We start from the raw sequence: 18,103 nt of genomic DNA on the forward strand, positions 1-18,103 counted from the left end.
GGGGTGGGGGCTCGCCAGATGGCAGGACGCTAGGAAATCACCGCGCAAAGGTAGCCTGAGCCGCCGCCGGAACAGCCGCACCCACCGCCGCAACCGGCGCCGGAGCCGCCTTGACCGCCACCGCCCGCGTCGCGACCTTCGCCCCAGGCATGGCCGCCTGGATGTTCGAAACGATCACCCGATCCCCAGGCGCCAGCCCGGCGCGAATGATGCGCAACCCGTCCACCACCGGCCCCAGTTCCACCGGCTTCGCCACGACGCTGTCGTTCCTGGCCACCACCAGCACGGTCTTGCGCGCCTGATCGGACTGGATCGCCTCGTCCGGCACCAGCAGGGCGTCGACCTTGCCCCCATTGGCCAGCCGCATGTTGCCGAACAGCCCCGGCGTCAGGAACATGTCCGGATTGTCGAACACGGCGCGCACCCGGATCGTCCCCGAACGCGGGTCCAGTCCATTGTCGGTGAAGTCCAGCCGCCCCTTGTGCCGGTAATCCGCCTCATCCTGCAACCGCACCTCCACCGTCCCGCCGGCGCCCCTGTCCCGCTGCGACTTCAGGTACAGCGCCTCGGAAGCGTCGAAGTTGAAGTAGATGGGATCGATCTTGTTGACCGTGGTCAGCAACGTCGCGCCCGCCCCCTCACCGGCCGAGACGAGATTGCCAATATCGACCCGCCGGTCCGAAACCCGCCCCGAAATCGGCGCGCGCACCTGCGTGAACTCGACCTCCAGCGCCCGCTGCCGCTCCCGCGCCTGCGCCCCGGCCAGCGCGGCCTGAGCCGCCTGCAACCGCGACCGCAGCGAATCCACCTCGCTCGCGGAAACCGCCTCGTCCCCCGTCAGCCGCTGCACCCGGCCATAATCATTCTGCGCCAGCAGCAGCGCGCTCCGCGCACTCGCCGTACTGGCCCGCGCCTCGGCCAGAGCCGCCAGGAAGGGCCGCTGGTCGATGGTGAACAGCAATTGCCCCGCCTTCACATAATCGCCGTCCCGGAAATGGATCGCCGTCACCGACCCCGACACGCGGGGGCGGATTTCCACCGTCTGGCTGGGCGCGAAGCGGCCGACATAATCGTCCCACTGCGTCACCGCCCGGCTCAGCGGAGCGGCGATGCCCACGGTCACCAGCGGCGTGGCCGCCGCCTGCGCCTCCGGCCTGTCGACGATCTTCCACCCGACGCCGCCCAGGATGACCAGGGCCATCGCGGCCAGCGAAACATGGCGCTTGCGCCAGCGGGAGAGGGGGGTCGCCGACCGGGTGTCGACGTCGATGGGTGCATGCATGTTCATGATTTATCTGCTCCGGGAAGCGCGAAAGCGCCGTTGCGCGCTGATGCTGGCCAGCAGCGTTTCAAGCTGGCCCTCGTTGAAACCGGCCTTCAAAAAGGCCTTGAGATAGGACGGACGCACCGCATAGCCGCGATGCCAGGCGTCGACCGCCAGCCGCCGCAGGCTCTCCAGCCGCATATTGGCGAGGCGCGGATTGGACCGCCGTCCGAAAATCCAGCCCTTCACCCGATCCCACAGATCGGGCGCGCGCAGCGAATCCAGCCCGTCCCGCCGCGCAAGCTGGATGATCTGCCATTCGACCGGCGCGAAACCGGGGTTCGCCGCCGCCTTCTTGACGCCAATAGTCCCGCCATCGTCGGCCAGCGCGGCAAGTTGCAGAAATGCCATGACTATTCCCCTGTGAATGACGCAAAACCGGGGGGATCGGGCCGATGCAGGATCGTCCGCTGCGAGCCTTCCCGGCCGAACGTGAAAAAAATCTCCCCGCCACGCGACCGGCGGCCGCGCATCAGGCGTGCTATGTTTGTCTGGTCACGGCCCCCTGTTGGGCTGGCCGCTCAAGCCGTCAGCGACGACAGGTTTCGATAAATATCCGCATTTCACGACCCCTTTTGATCGCAGGTCCATTCAATACTGAACAGTATATAATGAACGACGGCAGCAGGGTCAACGATCTTTTTATACCGATCGGTAATTTTCTGGTATTTAATCCGGAAAGCCCCGGATTCCCGTCACTTCCCCGGCCAGACGGCCAGCGTCGTGTCCACCAGTTGCTCCAGCAGTTCGCGGGACATGCCCGCGCCCGCATGCACCGCCATGCCCTGCATCACTGTCGTCAGATAGGTGGCCAGCGCTTGCGGCTCGATCGTATCGGGAAAGTCGCCCTCGTCCCGCGCCCGCTCCAACCGGGCCAGCAACGCCGCGTCCGAAGAGGCGCGGCGGGCCATCACATCTTCGCGGATCGAGTCCGCCTGGATGGTGCACCCCACCGTGCTGATGACGCCCAGGCAGCCATGGGGATCGGTGGTCCCGGTCTGGATCGCCAGCGACCCGCGCAGCAGCCGTTCGGCCACGCCCTTCGCCGTCGGCGCCTCCAGCGCGGATTTCATGTAGCACAGCTTGTCCCGCTCATAGAGGTCCAGCGCCTTGCGGAACAGCGATTCCTTGTTACCGAAACAGGCATAGAGGCTGGGCTTGGTGATCCCCATCGCCTCGGTCAGCTCGGCCATGGACGCGCCCTCATAGCCGCGCCGCCAGAACACGTTCAGCGCGGCGCCGAGCGCTTCTTCCGGATCGAACTCGCGCGGGCGGCCCCGCGCTGCCTGAGTCTGTGTTTCCATACCGGTCGGTATATAGTAGGCCTTGCACCCATCGTCCAGACCCGGCTTACATGTCGCGACACTTTACCCTATCAACCGGGAAAACAAGGCAAGGCGCATGCAGACCCGGCTACTCCAATATTTCCTGGCGCTGGAGAGGGAGGGGCATTTCGCCCGCGCCGCGACGGCCTGCCACGTGTCGCAACCCACGCTCTCGGCGGGCATCTCCGCGCTGGAGGCGCAGCTTGGCAAGCGCCTGATCCTGCGCAACCGCCGCTATGCCGGACTGACGGAGGAGGGGAGGGCGATCCTGCCCTGGGCGCAGCAACTGGTCGCGGCTGCCGACAATCTGATGCAGGCGGCGGCGGTCGCCAAGGGACCGTTGCAGGGCGAATTGCGGCTGGGCGCGATCCCGGCGGCGATGCCCGCGGTCGGCCCGCTGGTGGAGGCGCTGCTGGAACGGCACCCCGGCCTCAACATCTCCGTCCGGGCGCTGACCTCCCGCCAGATCGAGCGGGAACTGACCGCGTTCGAACTGGACGCGGGCCTCACCTATCTGGATTTCGAGCCGCCCTCCCACATGCTCGCCGCGCCGCTCTACGTCGAACGCTACATGCTGGCGGCGGCGCAGGGCGTGCTGGACGAAGGCCGGACGCCAAGCTGGGAGGATGTCGCCGCCCTGCCGCTCTGCCTGTTGCACCAGGGGATGCAGAACCGCCGCATATTGGACGCCCGCCTGGGCGAACGCGGCCTGGCGCTGCGCCCGGTGGTGACAGCGGACAGCTATGTCGCCCTGTTCGCGCTGGTCCGGCAGGGCCGCCTCTGCTCCATCGTGCCGGACAGCCACGCCATGCTGCTGGACGGCCTGGACTGGGTCCGCACCTTCGCCCTCCCCGAAGCGGACGAAGGCAGCCGCATCGGCGTCATCGTCTCCGACCGCGCCCCCCTAGGCCCCCTGGCCCAGGCGGTCCTGAACATCGCCCGCGAAATCCCAAACATAACCTAAGCCACCAATTCCTCCCCATGCTTGCATGGGGAGGGTCGAAGAGAGGCACGTGACTCTCTTCGACGCCGCCGAAGGCGGTGGTGGAGGGGAAATACGCAGGTCGCGCCCCATTCCCCTCCACCAGCCTTCGGCCGGTCCCCCTCCCCACGCTACGCGCAGGGAGGAAAAGGACAGATCAACTCCCCAAAACCACCGCATCGATCCGCCGCAACATCCCCACAAAGGCCTCCACCTCCTCCGCGCTGAAATGCGAAAACACCCCGCTCTCCAGTTCCAGCGCCTTGGGCGCAATGGCCGCATGCAGCCGCTCCCCTTCCTCCGTCAGCGCCAGCAGATGCGACCGCCTGTCCTCCGCCTTGGGCAAGCGCCGCAGCACCCCCCGCCCGGTCAGGGCAATCGCCGCCCGGCTCACCGTCACCTTGTCCATGCGGCTCATCGCGCAAATCTGCTGCTGGGTGATGCTCCCCCGTTCCGCCACCCAGGCAATCACCCGCCACTCCGCGATGCCGATGCCGAACAAATCCTCATAACTTTGCGCAACGGCGTCGCTCAGCAACGCCGCCGTGAAGGACAGCCGATAGGGAATAAACGCATCCAGGCGCAGCACTTTGTCAGTCATCCCGAACTGGTAACATTTGATACTTCCTCCGCAAAGCGCTATGATGGTAACAATTGATACCATCAGGAGTCGCGCCGAAATGGGAGAGAGCAGGCCGCCCGAAGCCCCCCTGATGACAGGCTTCGGCAATCATTTCGCGACGGAGGCCGTGCCCGGCGCGCTGCCCGTGGGCCGCAACTCCCCCCAGCACGCCCCCTATGGCCTCTATGCCGAACAATTGTCCGGCACCGCCTTCACCGCGCCACGGGCGGAAAACCGGCGAAGCTGGCTCTACCGCCTGCGCCCGGCCGCCAATCACCCGCCCTATCGCCCCTATGAAGCCGATACGCTCCTGCGCAGCGGCCCGTTCGATGAAGTCCCGCCGACCCCCAACCGCCTGCGCTGGAACCCCCTGCCGATCCCCGAACGGCCGGTGGATTTCGTCGACGGTCTGATCAGCTATTGCGGCGCGGGCGATCCGGCGGCGGGGGAGGGGCTGGCCGTCCACCTCTATGCCGCCAACCGCCCGATGGAAAAGCGCGCCTTCGCCAATGCCGACGGCGAAATGCTGATCGTGCCGCAACAGGGCAGGCTGCGCATCATCACGGAAATGGGCATGTTCGACATCGCCCCGCACCAGATCGCGCTCATCCCCCGCGGCGTCCGGTTCAGGGTGGAACTGCCCGACGGAACGGCGCGCGGCTATGTCTGCGAAAATTACGGAGCCTCGTTCCGCCTCCCCGACCTTGGCCCCATCGGCTCCAACGGCCTCGCCAACCCCCGCGACTTCGAAACCCCCGCCGCACGATATGAAGATGACGACAGCCCCCATGAAATCGTCCAGAAATATGGCGGAAGCCTGTGGGTCACGACGCAGGACCATTCCCCCTTCGACGTGGCCGCCTGGCACGGCAATCTCGCGCCCTGCCGCTATGACCTGCGCCGCTTCAACACGATGAACACGGTCAGCTACGACCATCCCGACCCGTCGATCTTCACCGTGCTGACCTCCCCCAGCGACCGGCCGGGCACCGCCAATTGCGATTTCGTGATCTTCCCGCCGCGCTGGATGGTGGCGGAGGATACATTCCGCCCGCCATGGTTTCACCGCAATGTGATGAGCGAATTCATGGGCCTGATCCACGGCAGTTATGACGCGAAGGCAGGCGGCTTCGCCCCCGGCGGCGCGTCGCTGCACAATTGCATGGCGGGCCACGGCCCGGACAGGGCAAGCTATGAAGGCGCGCTGGCCGCCGAACTGAAGCCGCACCGGATCGCCGACAGCATGGCCTTCATGTTCGAAAGCCGCTACCCTTTCCGCCCGACCCGCTTCGCGATGGAAACGCCGCTGGGCCAGTTGGATTATGACGATTGCTGGTCCGGCTTCGCCAAGGCGCGACTGCCGCGAGAGGAACGGGCATGAGCTTCCCCCGGATCGACGAAACCCACGATCCCGCCCGGTCGAGCTGGGTGGAGGGAGCCGATGGCCATCCCGCCTTCCCGATCCAGAACCTGCCCTACGGCATCTTCTCGCCCACCGGCGGCGCGGCGCGGGCAGGGGTGGCGATAGGGGAGAGGATATTCGACCTGCGCGCCGCCGCCCAATCGGGCCTGCTCCCCGCCGCAGCATCCGCCGTCCTCGGCGAACCGACCCTCAACGCCCTGATGGCGCTCCCGGCGGCGGACCGTCTGGCGCTGCGCCGCTGGCTGAGCGCCCTTTTCAGCGACGAAGCCCAGCGCCACGCCATCGAACCCCTGCTGCACCCCGCGTCGGACTGCGCGCTGCATCTGCCCGCGACCATCGGCGATTATACCGACTTCTATGTCGGCATTCACCACGCCACCAATATCGGCAAGCTGTTCCGCCCCGACAATCCGCTGCTGCCCAATTATAAATATGTCCCCATCGGCTATCATGGACGGGCATCCTCCATCCGGCCGTCAGGCGTGCCGGTGATCCGGCCGCAGGGCCAGCGCAAGGCCCCCGATGCCGATGCTCCGGTGGTGGGGCCCAGCCAACGACTGGATTATGAGCTGGAACTGGGCATCTGGATCGGCGCGGGCAATGCGCTGGGGGAGCCTGTGCCGATTGCCGAGGCGGCGAACCATATAGCGGGCTTCTGCCTGCTCAACGACTGGTCGGCGCGCGACTTCCAGGCATGGGAATATGTGCCGCTGGGCCCGTTCCTCGCCAAGAATTTCCAGTCCACCATCTCCCCCTGGGTCGTGACGGCGGAGGCCATGGCCCCCTTCCGCATCGCCCAGCCTCCAAGGCCGCAGGGCGACCCGCAACCCTTGCCCTATTTGTGGGACGAACAGGATCAGGCCCATGGCGCGCTGTCCGTCGATCTGGAGGTCCATCTGTCGAGCGCAAACATGCGGGCGCTGGGCCTCGCGCCCATGCGCCTCTCGCGCGGCCCCGCTTCCTCCATGTACTGGACCGCGCAGCAGATTGTCGCCCATCATGCCTCCAACGGCTGCAACCTCAATCCCGGCGACCTGCTGGGGACGGGCACGCTGTCCGGCCCGACGCCGGACAGCTATGGCAGCCTCATGGAACTGACCCAGGGCGGCAAGACAAAGATCCTCCTGCCGACCGGCGAGGAACGCGCCTTTTTGCAGGATGGCGACGAACTGGCGCTGAAGGCGGTGGCGCGGGCGGACGGCTATGTCCCCATCGGCTTCGGGGAATGCCGCGCCCTGATCGAGCCGGCGCGATGAGCGCGCTGACGCTCCACGGCTATTGGCGCTCGACCAGCTCCTATCGCGTGCGGATCGCGCTGAACCTGAAGGGCGTGGCCTATGATCAGGTCACGCACGACCTGCGCACCGGCGCGCAGCGGGAGCCGGACTATCGCGCCATCGCGCCGCAGGGCCTCGTCCCGGCGGTGGAGGCGGACGATTTCACCCTCACGCAAAGCCCGGCCATATTGGAATGGATCGAGGAACGCTGGCCCCAGCCGCCCCTGCTGCCCGCCGACGCGGAGGGCAGGGCGCTGGTCCGCTCCATGGCGGCGCTGATCGGCTGCGACATCCACCCGCTCAACAATCTGCGCGTGTTGCAGGCGCTGAAACAGGATTTCGGCGCGGACCAGCCCGCGCTCGACCGCTGGATCGCCCGCTGGATCGCGGACGGCTTCGCCGCGCTGGAGGCATTGGTGGCGCGCCATGGCCGGGGCTTCGCCTTTGGCGACCGGCCGGGGCTGGCGGACTGCTATCTGGTGCCGCAGCTTTATTCGGCGGAGCGTTTCCATGTCGACCTCTCGCCCTTCCCCGCCCTCGTCGCGGCGGGGGAAAGGGCGCGGGCGCTCGACGCCTTCGCCGCGGCCCATCCCTCCGCCCAGCCCGACGCCGATTGATAGAGAATTTCTATCAAACATGATGCGCTTCGATTTGACGCCTCCCTCGCCAGGGCGCACCATGGGCGAAAAGGCGAGGGAAGATGCAGCAAGAAGAAACAGCCCGGCTGATAGAGGACTGGACCCAAACCCACGGCCGCGCTCGCGACCGCCTGCTCCCCCTCCTCCACATGCTCCAGGAAGAGATCGGCTTTATCGATGGTAGCGCTATCAAAATCATAGCCGAAAAACTCAACCTCACTCGCGCAGACGTTCATGGAGTCGTGACCTTCTACCATGATTTCCGCCGCTCTCCGGCCGGCCGCCATGTCGTGAAATTCTGCCGCGCCGAAAGCTGCCAGGCGAGAGGCGCCGCCGCGATGGAAAAGGCCGCCGCCGAACGGCTCGGCGTTTCGATGGGCGAAACCCGTTCCGACGGCCAGGTGACGCTGGAACCCATCTATTGCCTGGGCCTCTGCGCCGTCGGCCCCAACGCCCTGGTCGATGGCCGCCCCGTCGCCCGGATCGACATCGCCGCGCTCGACCGGATCGCGCAGGAGATCGCGGCATGACGCGCATCTATGTCAGCCGGGACATGGCCTCGGTCGCCCTGGGCGCGGACGATGTCGCCCGCGCCTTCGAAGCCGCCGGATGCGAAGTGGTGCGCACCGGAAGCCGGGGACTGTTTTCCATCGAACCCCTGGTGGAGGTCGAAAACGAGGGAAAACGGATCGGCTTCGGCCCGGTGGGACCGGGAGACGTCACGGCGGTGCTGGACGGCAGCCATAAGGCGCGGCTGGGCGAGGTAGCAGCGTTGCCCTTCTTCGCGGGGCAGCAGCGCTTCACCTTCGCCCGCTGCGGGATCATCGACCCGCTCAGCCTCCAGGACTATGCCGATCATGGCGGCTGGCGCGGACTGGACGCGGCGCGGGCGATGCCGCCCCAGGCGGTGGTCGACGCGGTCAAGGCGTCCGGCCTGCGCGGGCGGGGAGGGGCTGGCTTCCCCACCGGCATCAAATGGCAGACCGTGCTGGATGCGGTTTCCGACGCCAAGTTCATCGTCTGCAATGCCGATGAAGGCGACAGCGGCACCTTCGCCGACCGCATGCTGATGGAGGGCGACCCCTTCTGCCTGATCGAGGGGATGGCGATTGCCGGTCACGCCGTGGGGGCGGGCCATGGCTATATCTATATCCGCAGCGAATATCCCTTCGCCATCGCCGCCATGCAGGAGGCTATCGCGCTTTCCGCCGAACGGATCGCGCCCTTCACGCTGGAGGTCCGGGTCGGAGCAGGCGCCTATGTCTGCGGCGAGGAGACGGCGCTGCTCGACAGCATAGAGGGCAAGCGCGGGCAGGTGCGCGCAAAGCCGCCCCTTCCCGCGCTGGCCGGTCTGTTCGGCCAGCCCACGGTGATCAACAATGTGCTGAGCCTCGCGGCGGTGCCCTTCATCCTGGCGGAGGGGGCGGAGGCCTATGCGGCGGTGGGTTTCGGCCGGTCTCGCGGCACCATGCCGGTGCAGCTTGCGGGCAATGTGAAGCATGGCGGACTCTATGAGATCGGCTTCGGCATCACCCTTGGCGAACTGGTGAACGGCATCGGCGGCGGCACCGCCAGCGGCAGGCCGGTGCGCGCCGTGCAGGTGGGCGGCCCTTTGGGCGCTTATTTCCCGCCGGGCATGTTCGACCTGCCCTTCGACTATGAGGCTTTCGCGCAGGCGGGCGGGCTGATCGGCCATGCCGGGATCACCCTGTTCGACGACACTGTGGACATGGCGCATATGGCGCGCTTCGCCATGGAATTCTGCGCGGTCGAAAGCTGCGGCAAATGCACCCCCTGCCGCATCGGGTCGACGCGGGGCGTCGAGGTGATGGACCGGATCATCGCGGCGCGGGACAGCGCGCCTGCCGTCCCCGCCGGGCGGCAATGGGAGGGCTATCTCCAGAAGGCGCTCAACTCCCGCACCCCCGACCGGATCGATACCGGACTGGAGGCGCAGACCGCCCTGCTGCGCGACCTGTGCGACACGATGAAACATGGCTCGCTCTGCGCCCTTGGGGGCTTCACGCCCTATCCGGTGCTGAGCGCGCTCGACAATTTCCCTCAGGATTTCGGCGCTCCGGCCCCGATCAAGGAAGCCGCGGAATGAGCTACGCACGCGAAACCGATCATGGAACGCCGCCCGCCATCGCGACGGGCAAGCGCGTCACCCTGACCATCGACGGCGAGACGGTGACGATGCCGGAGGGCACGTCGATCATGCGGGCGGCGTCGCTTACCGGCTGCTCCATCCCCAAACTCTGCGCGACCGACAATGTGGAGAGTTTCGGTTCCTGCCGCCTCTGCCTGGTCGAGGTCGAGGGACGGAACGGCTATCCCGCCTCCTGCACCACGCCGGTCGCCGAGGGCATGGTGGTCCGCACCCAGAGCGAACGGCTGAAACAGCTTCGGCGCGGGGTGATGGAACTGTACATCTCCGACCATCCGCTCGATTGCCTGACCTGCCCGGCCAACGGCGATTGCGAATTGCAGGACCAGGCGGGCGCTGTGGGCCTGCGCGATGTCCGCTACGGCTATGACGGCGCCACCAATATGGGGCAGGCGAAGGACCAGTCGAACCCCTATTTCGACTTCGATCCCAGCAAGTGCATCCTCTGCTCCCGCTGCGTCCGCGCCTGCGACGAGGTGCAGGGCACGTTCGCCCTGACCATCGAAGGGCGGGGTTTCGATTCCAGGGTCTCGCCCTCGCAGGGGCAGGATTTCCTCTCGTCCGAATGCGTGTCCTGCGGCGCCTGCGTTCAGGCCTGCCCCACCGCCACCCTGACCGAGAAGAAAGTGGTGGAGGTCGGCACGCCCGACCGCTCGGTCGTCACCACCTGCGCCTATTGCGGCGTCGGCTGCACCTTCCGCGCCGAGATGCGAGGCGAGGAACTGGTGCGCATGGTGCCATGGAAGGACGGCAAGGCCAATCGCGGGCATAGCTGCGTCAAGGGCCGCTTCGCCTGGGGCTATGCCCAGCATCGCGACCGCATCCTCAACCCCATGATCCGCGCCTCCGTCGACGAACCCTGGCGCGAAGTGTCGTGGGAGGAGGCCATCGCCCACACCGCCAGCGAGTTCCGGCGCATCCAGGCCAAATATGGCACGCGCAGCATCGGCGGCATCACCTCCAGCCGCTGCACCAATGAGGAGACCTTCCTGGTCCAGAAGCTGATCCGCCAGGGCTTCGGCAACAATAATGTCGATACCTGCGCCAGGGTCTGCCATTCCCCGACCGGCTATGGCTTGAAGACGACGTTCGGCACCTCCGCCGGCACGCAGGATTTCGACAGCATCATGCAGGCCGATGTGATCCTCGTCATCGGCGCCAATCCGACCGACGGCCATCCGGTCTTCGCCAGCCGCATGAAGAAACGGCTCAGGCAGGGCGCGAAGCTGATCGTCATCGACCCCCGGCGGATCGATCTGGTGAAGTCCCCCCATGTCGAGGCGGCGCATCACCTGCCGCTGCGGCCCGGCACCAATGTCGCCATGCTGACGGCGCTGGCGCATGTGATCGTGACGGAGAAGCTCCATGACGAGGCCTTCATCCGCGACCGCTGCGATTGGGACGAGTTCGCCGAATGGGCCGATTTCGTCTCCGAACCGCAACGCTCGCCCGAAGCCGTCGAACCGCTGACCGGCGTCGAGGCGGAGGAAGTGCGCGCGGCGGCGCGGCTCTACGCGACGGGCGGGAACGCCGCGATCTATTACGGGCTGGGCGTGACCGAACATAGCCAGGGCAGTTCCACCGTCATGGCCATCGCCAATCTCGCCATGGCGACCGGCAATGTCGGGCGGGAGGGCGTGGGCGTGAACCCCCTGCGCGGGCAGAATAATGTGCAGGGCGCCTGCGACATGGGCAGCTTCCCGCATGAATTTTCGGGCTATCGCCATGTGTCGGACGATGCGGTGCGCGGCCAGTTCGAACAGGCCTGGGGCGTGGCGCTGGACGCCGAGCCGGGCCTGCGCATCCCCAACATGCTCGACGCGGCGACCGACGGGACGTTCAAGGGCATCTTCATCCAGGGCGAGGACATCCTCCAGTCCGACCCCAACACCCATCATGTCGCGGCGGGCCTCGCGGCGATGGAATGCGTGGTGGTGCAGGATCTGTTCCTCAACGAAACCGCCAATTACGCCCATGTCTTCCTGCCCGGATCGACTTTCCTGGAAAAGGACGGGACGTTCACCAACGCCGAACGCCGCATCCAGCGCGTGCGCAAGGTGATGGCGCCCTTGAACGGCTATGCCGATTGGGAGATCGTGCAATTGGTCGCGAACGCCATGGGCCTCAACTGGACCTATGATCATCCCTCGCAGATCATGGACGAGATCGCCGCCCTCACCCCCACCTTCGCGGGCGTGCATTATAACCGGCTGGAGGCGGAGGGATCGCTGCAATGGCCCGCCAATGACGCCGCGCCGGACGGCACGCCGACCATGCATGTCGGCGGCTTCGTGCGGGGAAAGGGCAAGTTCGTCGTCACCGACTATGTGCCCACCGACGAGAAGACCGGGCCGCGCTTCCCGCTGCTGCTGACCACCGGGCGCATCCTCAGCCAATATAATGTCGGCGCGCAGACCCGGCGTACGGCGAACGAGGCCTGGCATCCGGAGGACCGGCTGGAAATCCACCCCACCGATGCGGAAAATCGCGGCATCAACGACGGCGACTGGGCCTCGCTCAAGAGCCGCGCCGGGGAAACCAGCCTGCGCGCCCTGATCACGGAGCGGGTCGCGCCCGGCGTCGTCTACACCACCTTCCACCACCCCGACACGCAGGCTAACGTCATCACCACCGACTATTCGGACTGGGCCACCAACTGCCCGGAATATAAGGTGACGGCGGTGCAGGTCATGCGATCCAACGGGCCGAGCGACTGGCAGCGCGACTATGCCGAACAGGCGCGCCGCAGCCGACGCATTGCGCCTGCGGAAGCGGCCGAATAGGATCGGCCGCATGAGCGACGAAAATGAAGTCATGTCGACCGAGGACCGCCTGATCTACATGGCGAACCAGATCGCCCGCAATGTCGAGGCGTTGGGCGAAGCGGAGGCCGTGGCCATGACGGCGGATCACATCCGCGCCTTCTGGGATCCGGCGATGCGGCGGCGCATCGGCATGCTGGCCGCCGCGCGTCCCGGCGCCTTGTCCCCGATAGCCGCCGCCGCGGTGGGCCGGATCGTGGCGCCTTGAGCGCCGGGCCGGAAGATCGGTCCTTCACCTTCAGGCAAGTGACGCCGGAAGGCCGCGTCGCGCCAGTGACGCGGGAACTGGCGGAAGAAGTGCCGATTGCCATCGAATTCAACGGCATCGGCTACGCCGTGCTGATGGCCACGCCCGCCGATGTCGAGGAACTGGTGCTGGGCTTCGCGCTGGCGGAACGGCTGATCGGCCGGGAGGATGCGCCGTTCGAGGTGGACGTGCATGCGACCGCGCAAGGGATCGTCGCCCGGGCGACCCTGCCGCAGGAGCGGACGGAGGCATTGCTGAGCCGGGTGCGGCATCGCGCCTCGGAATCCTCCTGCGGGATCTGCGGGGTGGAAAATCTGGAACAGGCGATCCGGCCCTTGCCGCCCGTCACGGCCTCGATATTGACCGGCAGTCAGGCGGTTTTCCGGGCGTTGGAGGAACTGAAAGGGCGCCAGCCGCTCAATGCGCGGACCGGCGCTGCCCATGCGGCGGCGCTGGCGGCGGCGGACGGCGCCATCCGCCTCGCCCGCGAGGATGTCGGGCGGCATAATGCGTTCGACAAGCTGATCGGCGCGATGTGGCGGCGCGGATGGGCGTGGGACGGCGGCTTTGCGCTGCTCTCCTCCCGCTGTTCCTATGAGTTGGTGGAAAAGGCGGTGCTGGCGGACTGCCCCTTGCTGGCGACGATCTCCGCGCCGACGCGCCTTGCGGCCGAACGGGCGGCCGGGGCGGGGCTGGCTCTGGCGGTGCTGGCGCGCGCCGACTCCATCCTGTTGTACGGGGAAGGGACGTCGGGTCTCGATCAGCGGGAAGCGTAACGGTTCGGGGGGGCGGGCGGGAATGGCGCCCTTCCTCCTCCCAATATGGGGAAGGGCGCCGCCCTGCCGCTCAGTGCAGCCCCGAACCGCCGCCCGCCAGTTCCTTGGCGATGGTTCCGACCATGTCCTTGGCGTCGCCGAACAGCATCTGGGTGTTGCTGTTGTAGTAGATCGGATTGTCGATCCCGGCGAAGCCCGCATTCATGGAGCGCTTGATGACGAATACCGACTTGGCCCGATCCGCCTCGATGATCGGCATGCCCGCGATGGCGCTTTGCGGATCGTCGCGGGCCGACGGGTTGATCGTGTCGTTCGCGCCGATGATCAGCGCCACGTCCGCCTGCGGCAGCTCCGGGTTGATGTCGTCCAGCTCGACCAACTGCTCATAGGGCACGTTCGCCTCGGCAAGCAGCACGTTCATATGGCCCGGCATGCGCCCCGCCACCGGATGGATCGCAAACTTCACGTCCACGCCCTTCTTGGTCAGCGCCTGATACAGTTCGCTGACCTTGTGCTGCGCCTGGGCCACGGCCATGCCATAGCCGGGGATAATGACCACGCTGCTGGCATTTTCAAGCTGCAACGCGGCCTCCTCGGCAGAGGCGGAACGTACCACCCGGTCGTCCTTGCCGCCCGCCGCGCCCGCCACGACCGCGCCGAAGCCGCCGAACATGACGTTGGCGAAGCTGCGGTTCATCGCCTTGCACATGATGACCGCCAGGATGAAGCCGGAGGCCCCGTCCAGCGCGCCCGCCACGATCAGCAGCTTGTTGCCCAAGGCAAAGCCCATGGCGCTCGCCGCCAGACCGGCATAGCTGTTCAGCAGCGCGATGACGGTCGGCATGTCCGCGCCGCCGATGGGGATCACCAGCAATATGCCGAACAGCAGCGCCAGCGCCACGAAGGCCGGGAACAGCCAGGTCTGCGTCGGGTCGATGGCCAGCATCGCGCCGATCACCACCGTCGCCAGCGCCACGCCGCCGTTCAGCACCCGCTGCCCGACGAAGGATACGGGGCGGCTGCCCATCAATTCCTGCAACTTGGCGAAGGCGATGACCGATGCGGTGCAGGTCAGGAAACCCAGCAGCATCTCGAACATCAGCGCCCACAGGATGAAGCTGCCCGCATATTCGGCATGGGCATGCTTATAATATTCCGCCGCGCCGATCAGGCCCACGGCCAGCGCGCCGAAGGCGTGGCTGATCGCCGTCCGCTGCGGGATGGCGGTCATCGGCATCAGCAGCGCCATGGGAATGCCGGCGGCCGCGCCCGCGACCATGGCGATCAGGATCAGGTTATAATCGACCACCTCATGCTGGACCAGCGCGCCGACGATGGCGACCAGCATGCCGATCTCGCCCGCGCGAACGCCCCGGCGGGCTGTCGAGGGATGGCTCATCCACATCAGCGCCAGGATGAACAGCGACGATGCGACGATCGCCGCAAAGGGTACCAATGCGTTCATCTCACTTCCCCCGCGGCTTGAACATCTTGAGCATGCGGTCGGTGATCATGAAACCGCTGACCAGATTGACCGTGGCGCAGAACACCGCGATGAAGCCCAAAGTCTTCGCCAACGGCGTCGCGCCTTCCTCGCCCGTGATGGTGATGGCGCCGACGATCACCACCGCCGCGATGGCGTTGGTCAGCGACATCAAGGGCGAGTGCAGCAGCGGCGACACCTTCTTGATCAGCTGAAAACCGACGAAGGCCGCCAGGATGAAGACGAACAGATAATCGGGATTAAGCGAACTCATGACAGTATCCCCGCCAATTGAAGCAGCCTTTCGCTGACGACTTTCCCACCCTGCGTCACGCGGATGGCGTTGCCGATTTCCTCGTCCAGCACCGGCGCGTTCCGATCCTTGTTCCAGAATGCGGAGAGGAAATTATAGAGGTTGCGCGCAAACAGCGCGGACGCGTCGGCGGCTAGGCGCGACGGCACATTCTTGTGCCCCACGATCTTGACGCCGTGCCGCTCGACCACCTGGCCCAGCACCGCGCCCTCGACATTGCCGCCCTGTTCGACGGCCAGGTCGACGATCACGCTGCCCGGCTTCATCGTCGCGATCTGCGCGTCGGAAATCAGGCGCGGCGCGGCCTTGCCCGGAATCAGCGCCGTGGTGATGACGATGTCCTGCTTGGCGATATGGCCGGACACCAGTTCGGCCTGCGCTTGTCTGTAATCCTCCGACATTTCAGTGGCATAACCGCCCTTGCCCTCGCCCTCGATGCCCGCGACGCTCTCCACGAAGATCGCCTTGGCGCCCAGGCTCTCGATCTGCTCCCTGGTGGCGGAGCGCACGTCGGTCGCGGAAACCTGCGCGCCCAGCCGCTTCGCGGTCGCAATGGCCTGCAAACCGGCGACGCCGACGCCCATGATGAAGGCCTTGGCCGGCGAGACCGTGCCCGCCGCCGTCATCATCATCGGAAAGGACCGGCCATATTCGGCCGCCGCGTCCAGCACCGCCTTGTAACCGGCCAGGTTGGACTGGGACGACAATATATCCATCGACTGGGCGCGGGTGATGCGCGGCATGAATTCCATCGCCAGCGCCTCGAAACCCGCCGCCGCATAGGCGTCGATCCGCGCGCGTTCGACATAGGGGTTGAGTCCCGCGACGATCCAGGCGCCAGGCTTGGCGCCCGCGAGGCCGGCCGGGTCCGGTCCCTGCACGCCCAGGATGATGTCGGCATCCGCCACCGTCGCGGCGCGATCCGCCACCGTGGCGCCCATGGCGGCATAGTCGGCGTCCGATATGGCGGCGGACAGCCCCGCGCCCGTTTCCACGGCGACATCGGCGCCGAGCGCCCTGAATTTCTTGACCGTCTCCGGCGTGCCGGAAACGCGGCGCTCATCGGGCGCCGTCTCTTTCACTATGCCGATCTTCACTGCTTCCACCTCATCCCGTGCTGGCAGGTCTTTTGGCGCGGCCGAAACCGGCTGCGTCCAATGCTTCTGTTAATATGCCCATTATCAACCCTGCTGACTCGCCATAGTGGTAAATCTGGAAGAATCAAACAAATAATATGCGTGTTATTGGAAAGAGAGCGCGGGGAGTGCCCTTTTGCGCGCAAATTCGCTATTGGCGACCGGACGCCAGACGAGGAGCAAGATGAGCATTCGCAAGCAGAATTCCCGCGAAGGATTGGTGACGGCGGCGGTGGCGAAACTGCGCGACATGATCGTCGCGCAGCCGCCCGAAGCGCAGATCGGATCCCTGCCCGATCTGGCGAAGGCGCTGGGGGTCGGCATCGTCACCGTGCAACAGGCCGCGCGCGTCCTGGAGCATGAAGGATTTTTGAAGGTCCGTCGCGGGCCGGGCGGCGGCTATTACGGGACCCGGCCCGATGCGGAGGGGCTGAGCCAGGCGATTTCCGGCTTCCTGGCCCTGCATCATTCGGCGCATCCGGAGGCCATCGACATCATCACCTTGCTCGACTGCGAACTGATGGCGGCGGCGGCGCGGGCGACGGATGAGGCGCTGCGGCAGAGGCTTGCGGCGCTGGTCAAGTCGATCGACGGGCGCAACACGGCGCGGCAGCGCGGGGCCTTCGACCAGAGCATGCTGGACATTCTCTACCTGATGGTCGACCGGCCGCTGATGGAACTTCTCTCTCGCGTGGCCGTGCACCATTATGCCGAATATCCGCGCGGGCCGGTCTATGGCGGGAGCGAGGGCAAGCAGCGCTGGAAGCGTGAGCGGCGCGCCATCATCGCCGCGATCCTGGACGGAGATCCGGAGCGCGCCCGCTTCGAGGCGCAACGCCGCCGCCGCGAGATCATGCGCCAACTCGACGCGGCCATCTGAACAAGGCGCGGGAGCGGAAGGCGAAGCGGCCGTTCCCCTCCGAACAGAGGCTTCGCGGGCCATTCAGTATGTGCTAGCGCCCCGGCAATGACAAAGCCTGTCTCACCCTCCGGACCGAATGACGAGCCGTCGGCGCGCCGTCGCCAGATATTGGAGATCGCCGCCCAGCTGTTCGCCAAAAAGGGCTATCGCGGCACGTCGATGCGGGACATCGGGGAGCAGGCGGGCGTGTTGGGGGGGTCGCTCTACCACCATATCAGGTCCAAGGACGCGCTGTTCGTCGAACTGCACAATGCCGCGCTGGACGAGGCGGAGGCGCGCATAGACGAAGCCGTGCGGGCGCAATCCGATCCATGGGCAAAGCTGAATGCGGCCTGCGCGACCCTGCTGGACATCCAGCTCGCTCCCGATTCCCTGACCACGCCGATGATGAACGATTTTAGGGAAGTGTCCGATGATGTGCGCGAGCAATTGATCGCCCGGCGCGATCGGTTCGAGGGGCTGTTCCGTTCCCTGGTGGATGAATTGCCGCTGCCGCCCCGGATCGACCGATCGATCTATCGCAATCTGCTTCTGGCCCAGTTGAATGCCACCGCCGACTGGTATCGGCCCGGCAAGCTCACCCCTGCGCAGATCGCCGCGCAGATTGCCGCCATCTTCCGGCATGAATGATCCGCCGGCTCCTTTT

Annotated in this window: 18 protein-coding genes; 11 read left to right on the forward strand and 7 right to left on the reverse strand. The window is 66.4% G+C overall.

Annotated features, from left to right (window positions below; translation table 11 throughout):
• Nucleotides 1–37 precede the first annotated feature (37 nt).
• From L286_RS38365 to L286_RS38375, 3 genes are all read right to left on the reverse strand, one after another.
• Entirely contained in the window at nt 38–1,288 is a 1,251-nt protein-coding gene (locus tag L286_RS38365; RefSeq protein WP_021223621.1) for an efflux RND transporter periplasmic adaptor subunit, read from the reverse strand.
• Nucleotides 1,289–1,291: 3 nt separating this feature from the next.
• On the reverse strand, nt 1,292–1,675 hold the full coding sequence (locus L286_RS38370) for a hypothetical protein (protein ID WP_020819684.1): 384 nt from the start codon (nt 1,673–1,675) through the stop codon (nt 1,292–1,294).
• Between the two features lie 344 nt (nt 1,676–2,019).
• A complete protein-coding gene (locus tag L286_RS38375) occupies nt 2,020–2,628 on the reverse strand; it encodes a TetR/AcrR family transcriptional regulator (protein WP_020819685.1) in 609 nt (202 codons plus the stop codon).
• A 97-nt stretch (nt 2,629–2,725) separates the two neighbouring features.
• Here L286_RS38375 and L286_RS38380 point away from each other — a divergent pair, with 97 nt between their 5' ends.
• Nucleotides 2,726–3,613 carry a LysR family transcriptional regulator gene (locus tag L286_RS38380; RefSeq protein ID WP_020819686.1) on the forward strand — a complete coding sequence of 296 codons (888 nt, stop codon included), beginning with the start codon at nt 2,726–2,728 and terminating at the stop codon, nt 3,611–3,613.
• Between the two features lie 175 nt (nt 3,614–3,788).
• On the opposite strand, the gene L286_RS38385 is transcribed toward L286_RS38380, so the two are convergent.
• Nucleotides 3,789–4,232: a MarR family winged helix-turn-helix transcriptional regulator gene (locus L286_RS38385; protein ID WP_020819687.1), complete on the reverse strand. Its 444-nt coding sequence runs from the start codon at nt 4,230–4,232 to the stop codon at nt 3,789–3,791.
• 112 nt (nt 4,233–4,344) lie between these two features.
• Here L286_RS38385 and hmgA point away from each other — a divergent pair, with 112 nt between their 5' ends.
• The 8 genes from hmgA (at nt 4,345) to fdhD (ending at nt 13,603) form a co-directional block, all read left to right on the forward strand.
• A complete protein-coding gene (gene hmgA / locus L286_RS38390) occupies nt 4,345–5,634 on the forward strand; it encodes a homogentisate 1,2-dioxygenase (RefSeq protein WP_020819688.1) in 1,290 nt (429 codons plus the stop codon).
• Nucleotides 5,631–6,932, forward strand: coding sequence for a fumarylacetoacetase (gene fahA / locus L286_RS38395; RefSeq protein WP_020819689.1), 1,302 nt, complete (start codon nt 5,631–5,633; stop codon nt 6,930–6,932). The genes hmgA and fahA overlap by 4 nt, the downstream gene beginning before the upstream one ends.
• Nucleotides 6,929–7,570 carry a maleylacetoacetate isomerase gene (gene maiA / locus L286_RS38400; RefSeq protein ID WP_020819690.1) on the forward strand — a complete coding sequence of 214 codons (642 nt, stop codon included), beginning with the start codon at nt 6,929–6,931 and terminating at the stop codon, nt 7,568–7,570. Before fahA ends, maiA begins: the two co-directional genes overlap by 4 nt.
• A gap of 83 nt (nt 7,571–7,653) precedes the next feature.
• Nucleotides 7,654–8,121, forward strand: a complete 468-nt coding sequence (locus L286_RS38405; RefSeq protein WP_020819691.1) for an NADH-quinone oxidoreductase subunit E — start codon at nt 7,654–7,656, stop codon at nt 8,119–8,121.
• A complete protein-coding gene (locus L286_RS38410) occupies nt 8,118–9,698 on the forward strand; it encodes an NADH-ubiquinone oxidoreductase-F iron-sulfur binding region domain-containing protein (protein WP_020819692.1) in 1,581 nt (526 codons plus the stop codon). The genes L286_RS38405 and L286_RS38410 overlap by 4 nt, the downstream gene beginning before the upstream one ends.
• Nucleotides 9,695–12,541: a formate dehydrogenase subunit alpha gene (fdhF, locus tag L286_RS38415; RefSeq protein ID WP_020819693.1), complete on the forward strand. Its 2,847-nt coding sequence runs from the start codon at nt 9,695–9,697 to the stop codon at nt 12,539–12,541. The genes L286_RS38410 and fdhF overlap by 4 nt, the downstream gene beginning before the upstream one ends.
• 10 nt (nt 12,542–12,551) lie before the next feature.
• On the forward strand, nt 12,552–12,788 hold the full coding sequence (locus L286_RS38420; RefSeq protein ID WP_013053751.1) for a formate dehydrogenase subunit delta: 237 nt from the start codon (nt 12,552–12,554) through the stop codon (nt 12,786–12,788).
• Nucleotides 12,785–13,603 carry a formate dehydrogenase accessory sulfurtransferase FdhD gene (gene fdhD / locus L286_RS38425; RefSeq protein ID WP_020819695.1) on the forward strand — a complete coding sequence of 273 codons (819 nt, stop codon included), beginning with the start codon at nt 12,785–12,787 and terminating at the stop codon, nt 13,601–13,603. Before L286_RS38420 ends, fdhD begins: the two co-directional genes overlap by 4 nt.
• A 70-nt stretch (nt 13,604–13,673) precedes the next feature.
• On the opposite strand, the gene L286_RS38430 is transcribed toward fdhD, so the two are convergent.
• Genes L286_RS38430 through L286_RS38440 form a run of 3 tightly spaced genes read right to left on the reverse strand, consistent with a single transcriptional unit; the run spans nt 13,674 to nt 16,496 of the window.
• Nucleotides 13,674–15,068, reverse strand: a complete 1,395-nt coding sequence (locus L286_RS38430; protein WP_020819696.1) for an NAD(P)(+) transhydrogenase (Re/Si-specific) subunit beta — start codon at nt 15,066–15,068, stop codon at nt 13,674–13,676.
• Nucleotide 15,069: 1 nt separating this feature from the next.
• A complete protein-coding gene (locus L286_RS38435) occupies nt 15,070–15,360 on the reverse strand; it encodes an NAD(P) transhydrogenase subunit alpha (RefSeq protein ID WP_013053754.1) in 291 nt (96 codons plus the stop codon).
• Nucleotides 15,357–16,496: an NAD(P) transhydrogenase subunit alpha gene (locus L286_RS38440; RefSeq protein ID WP_020819697.1), complete on the reverse strand. Its 1,140-nt coding sequence runs from the start codon at nt 16,494–16,496 to the stop codon at nt 15,357–15,359. The genes L286_RS38435 and L286_RS38440 overlap by 4 nt, the downstream gene beginning before the upstream one ends.
• A gap of 223 nt (nt 16,497–16,719) precedes the next feature.
• Here L286_RS38440 and L286_RS38445 point away from each other — a divergent pair, with 223 nt between their 5' ends.
• Nucleotides 16,720–17,415, forward strand: a complete 696-nt coding sequence (locus tag L286_RS38445) for an FCD domain-containing protein (protein WP_013053756.1) — start codon at nt 16,720–16,722, stop codon at nt 17,413–17,415.
• Between the two features lie 87 nt (nt 17,416–17,502).
• Nucleotides 17,503–18,087 (forward strand): TetR/AcrR family transcriptional regulator, encoded by a 585-nt coding sequence (locus L286_RS38450; RefSeq protein WP_025160586.1) that lies wholly within the window; start codon nt 17,503–17,505, stop codon nt 18,085–18,087.
• Nucleotides 18,088–18,103: the final 16 nt, after the last annotated feature.

The sequence above is a fragment of the Sphingobium sp. HDIP04 genome (assembly GCF_000445085.1).
GTDB classification, from domain to species: domain Bacteria; phylum Pseudomonadota; class Alphaproteobacteria; order Sphingomonadales; family Sphingomonadaceae; genus Sphingobium; species Sphingobium indicum.

What these genes read in the sequence shown, in the direction of transcription:
- L286_RS38365 (WP_021223621.1), bottom strand. Translation starts at nt 1,288, where the DNA reads ATGAACATGCATGCACCCATCGACGTCGACACCCGGTCGGCGACCCCC.
- L286_RS38370 (WP_020819684.1), bottom strand. Translation starts at nt 1,675, where the DNA reads ATGGCATTTCTGCAACTTGCCGCGCTGGCCGACGATGGCGGGACTATT.
- L286_RS38375 (WP_020819685.1), bottom strand. Translation starts at nt 2,628, where the DNA reads ATGGAAACACAGACTCAGGCAGCGCGGGGCCGCCCGCGCGAGTTCGAT.
- L286_RS38380 (WP_020819686.1), top strand. Translation starts at nt 2,726, where the DNA reads ATGCAGACCCGGCTACTCCAATATTTCCTGGCGCTGGAGAGGGAGGGG.
- L286_RS38385 (WP_020819687.1), bottom strand. Translation starts at nt 4,232, where the DNA reads ATGACTGACAAAGTGCTGCGCCTGGATGCGTTTATTCCCTATCGGCTG.
- hmgA (WP_020819688.1), top strand. Translation starts at nt 4,345, where the DNA reads ATGACAGGCTTCGGCAATCATTTCGCGACGGAGGCCGTGCCCGGCGCG.
- fahA (WP_020819689.1), top strand. Translation starts at nt 5,631, where the DNA reads ATGAGCTTCCCCCGGATCGACGAAACCCACGATCCCGCCCGGTCGAGC.
- maiA (WP_020819690.1), top strand. Translation starts at nt 6,929, where the DNA reads ATGAGCGCGCTGACGCTCCACGGCTATTGGCGCTCGACCAGCTCCTAT.
- L286_RS38405 (WP_020819691.1), top strand. Translation starts at nt 7,654, where the DNA reads ATGCAGCAAGAAGAAACAGCCCGGCTGATAGAGGACTGGACCCAAACC.
- L286_RS38410 (WP_020819692.1), top strand. Translation starts at nt 8,118, where the DNA reads ATGACGCGCATCTATGTCAGCCGGGACATGGCCTCGGTCGCCCTGGGC.
- fdhF (WP_020819693.1), top strand. Translation starts at nt 9,695, where the DNA reads ATGAGCTACGCACGCGAAACCGATCATGGAACGCCGCCCGCCATCGCG.
- L286_RS38420 (WP_013053751.1), top strand. Translation starts at nt 12,552, where the DNA reads ATGAGCGACGAAAATGAAGTCATGTCGACCGAGGACCGCCTGATCTAC.
- L286_RS38430 (WP_020819696.1), bottom strand. Translation starts at nt 15,068, where the DNA reads ATGAACGCATTGGTACCCTTTGCGGCGATCGTCGCATCGTCGCTGTTC.
- L286_RS38435 (WP_013053754.1), bottom strand. Translation starts at nt 15,360, where the DNA reads ATGAGTTCGCTTAATCCCGATTATCTGTTCGTCTTCATCCTGGCGGCC.
- L286_RS38445 (WP_013053756.1), top strand. Translation starts at nt 16,720, where the DNA reads ATGAGCATTCGCAAGCAGAATTCCCGCGAAGGATTGGTGACGGCGGCG.
- L286_RS38450 (WP_025160586.1), top strand. Translation starts at nt 17,503, where the DNA reads ATGACAAAGCCTGTCTCACCCTCCGGACCGAATGACGAGCCGTCGGCG.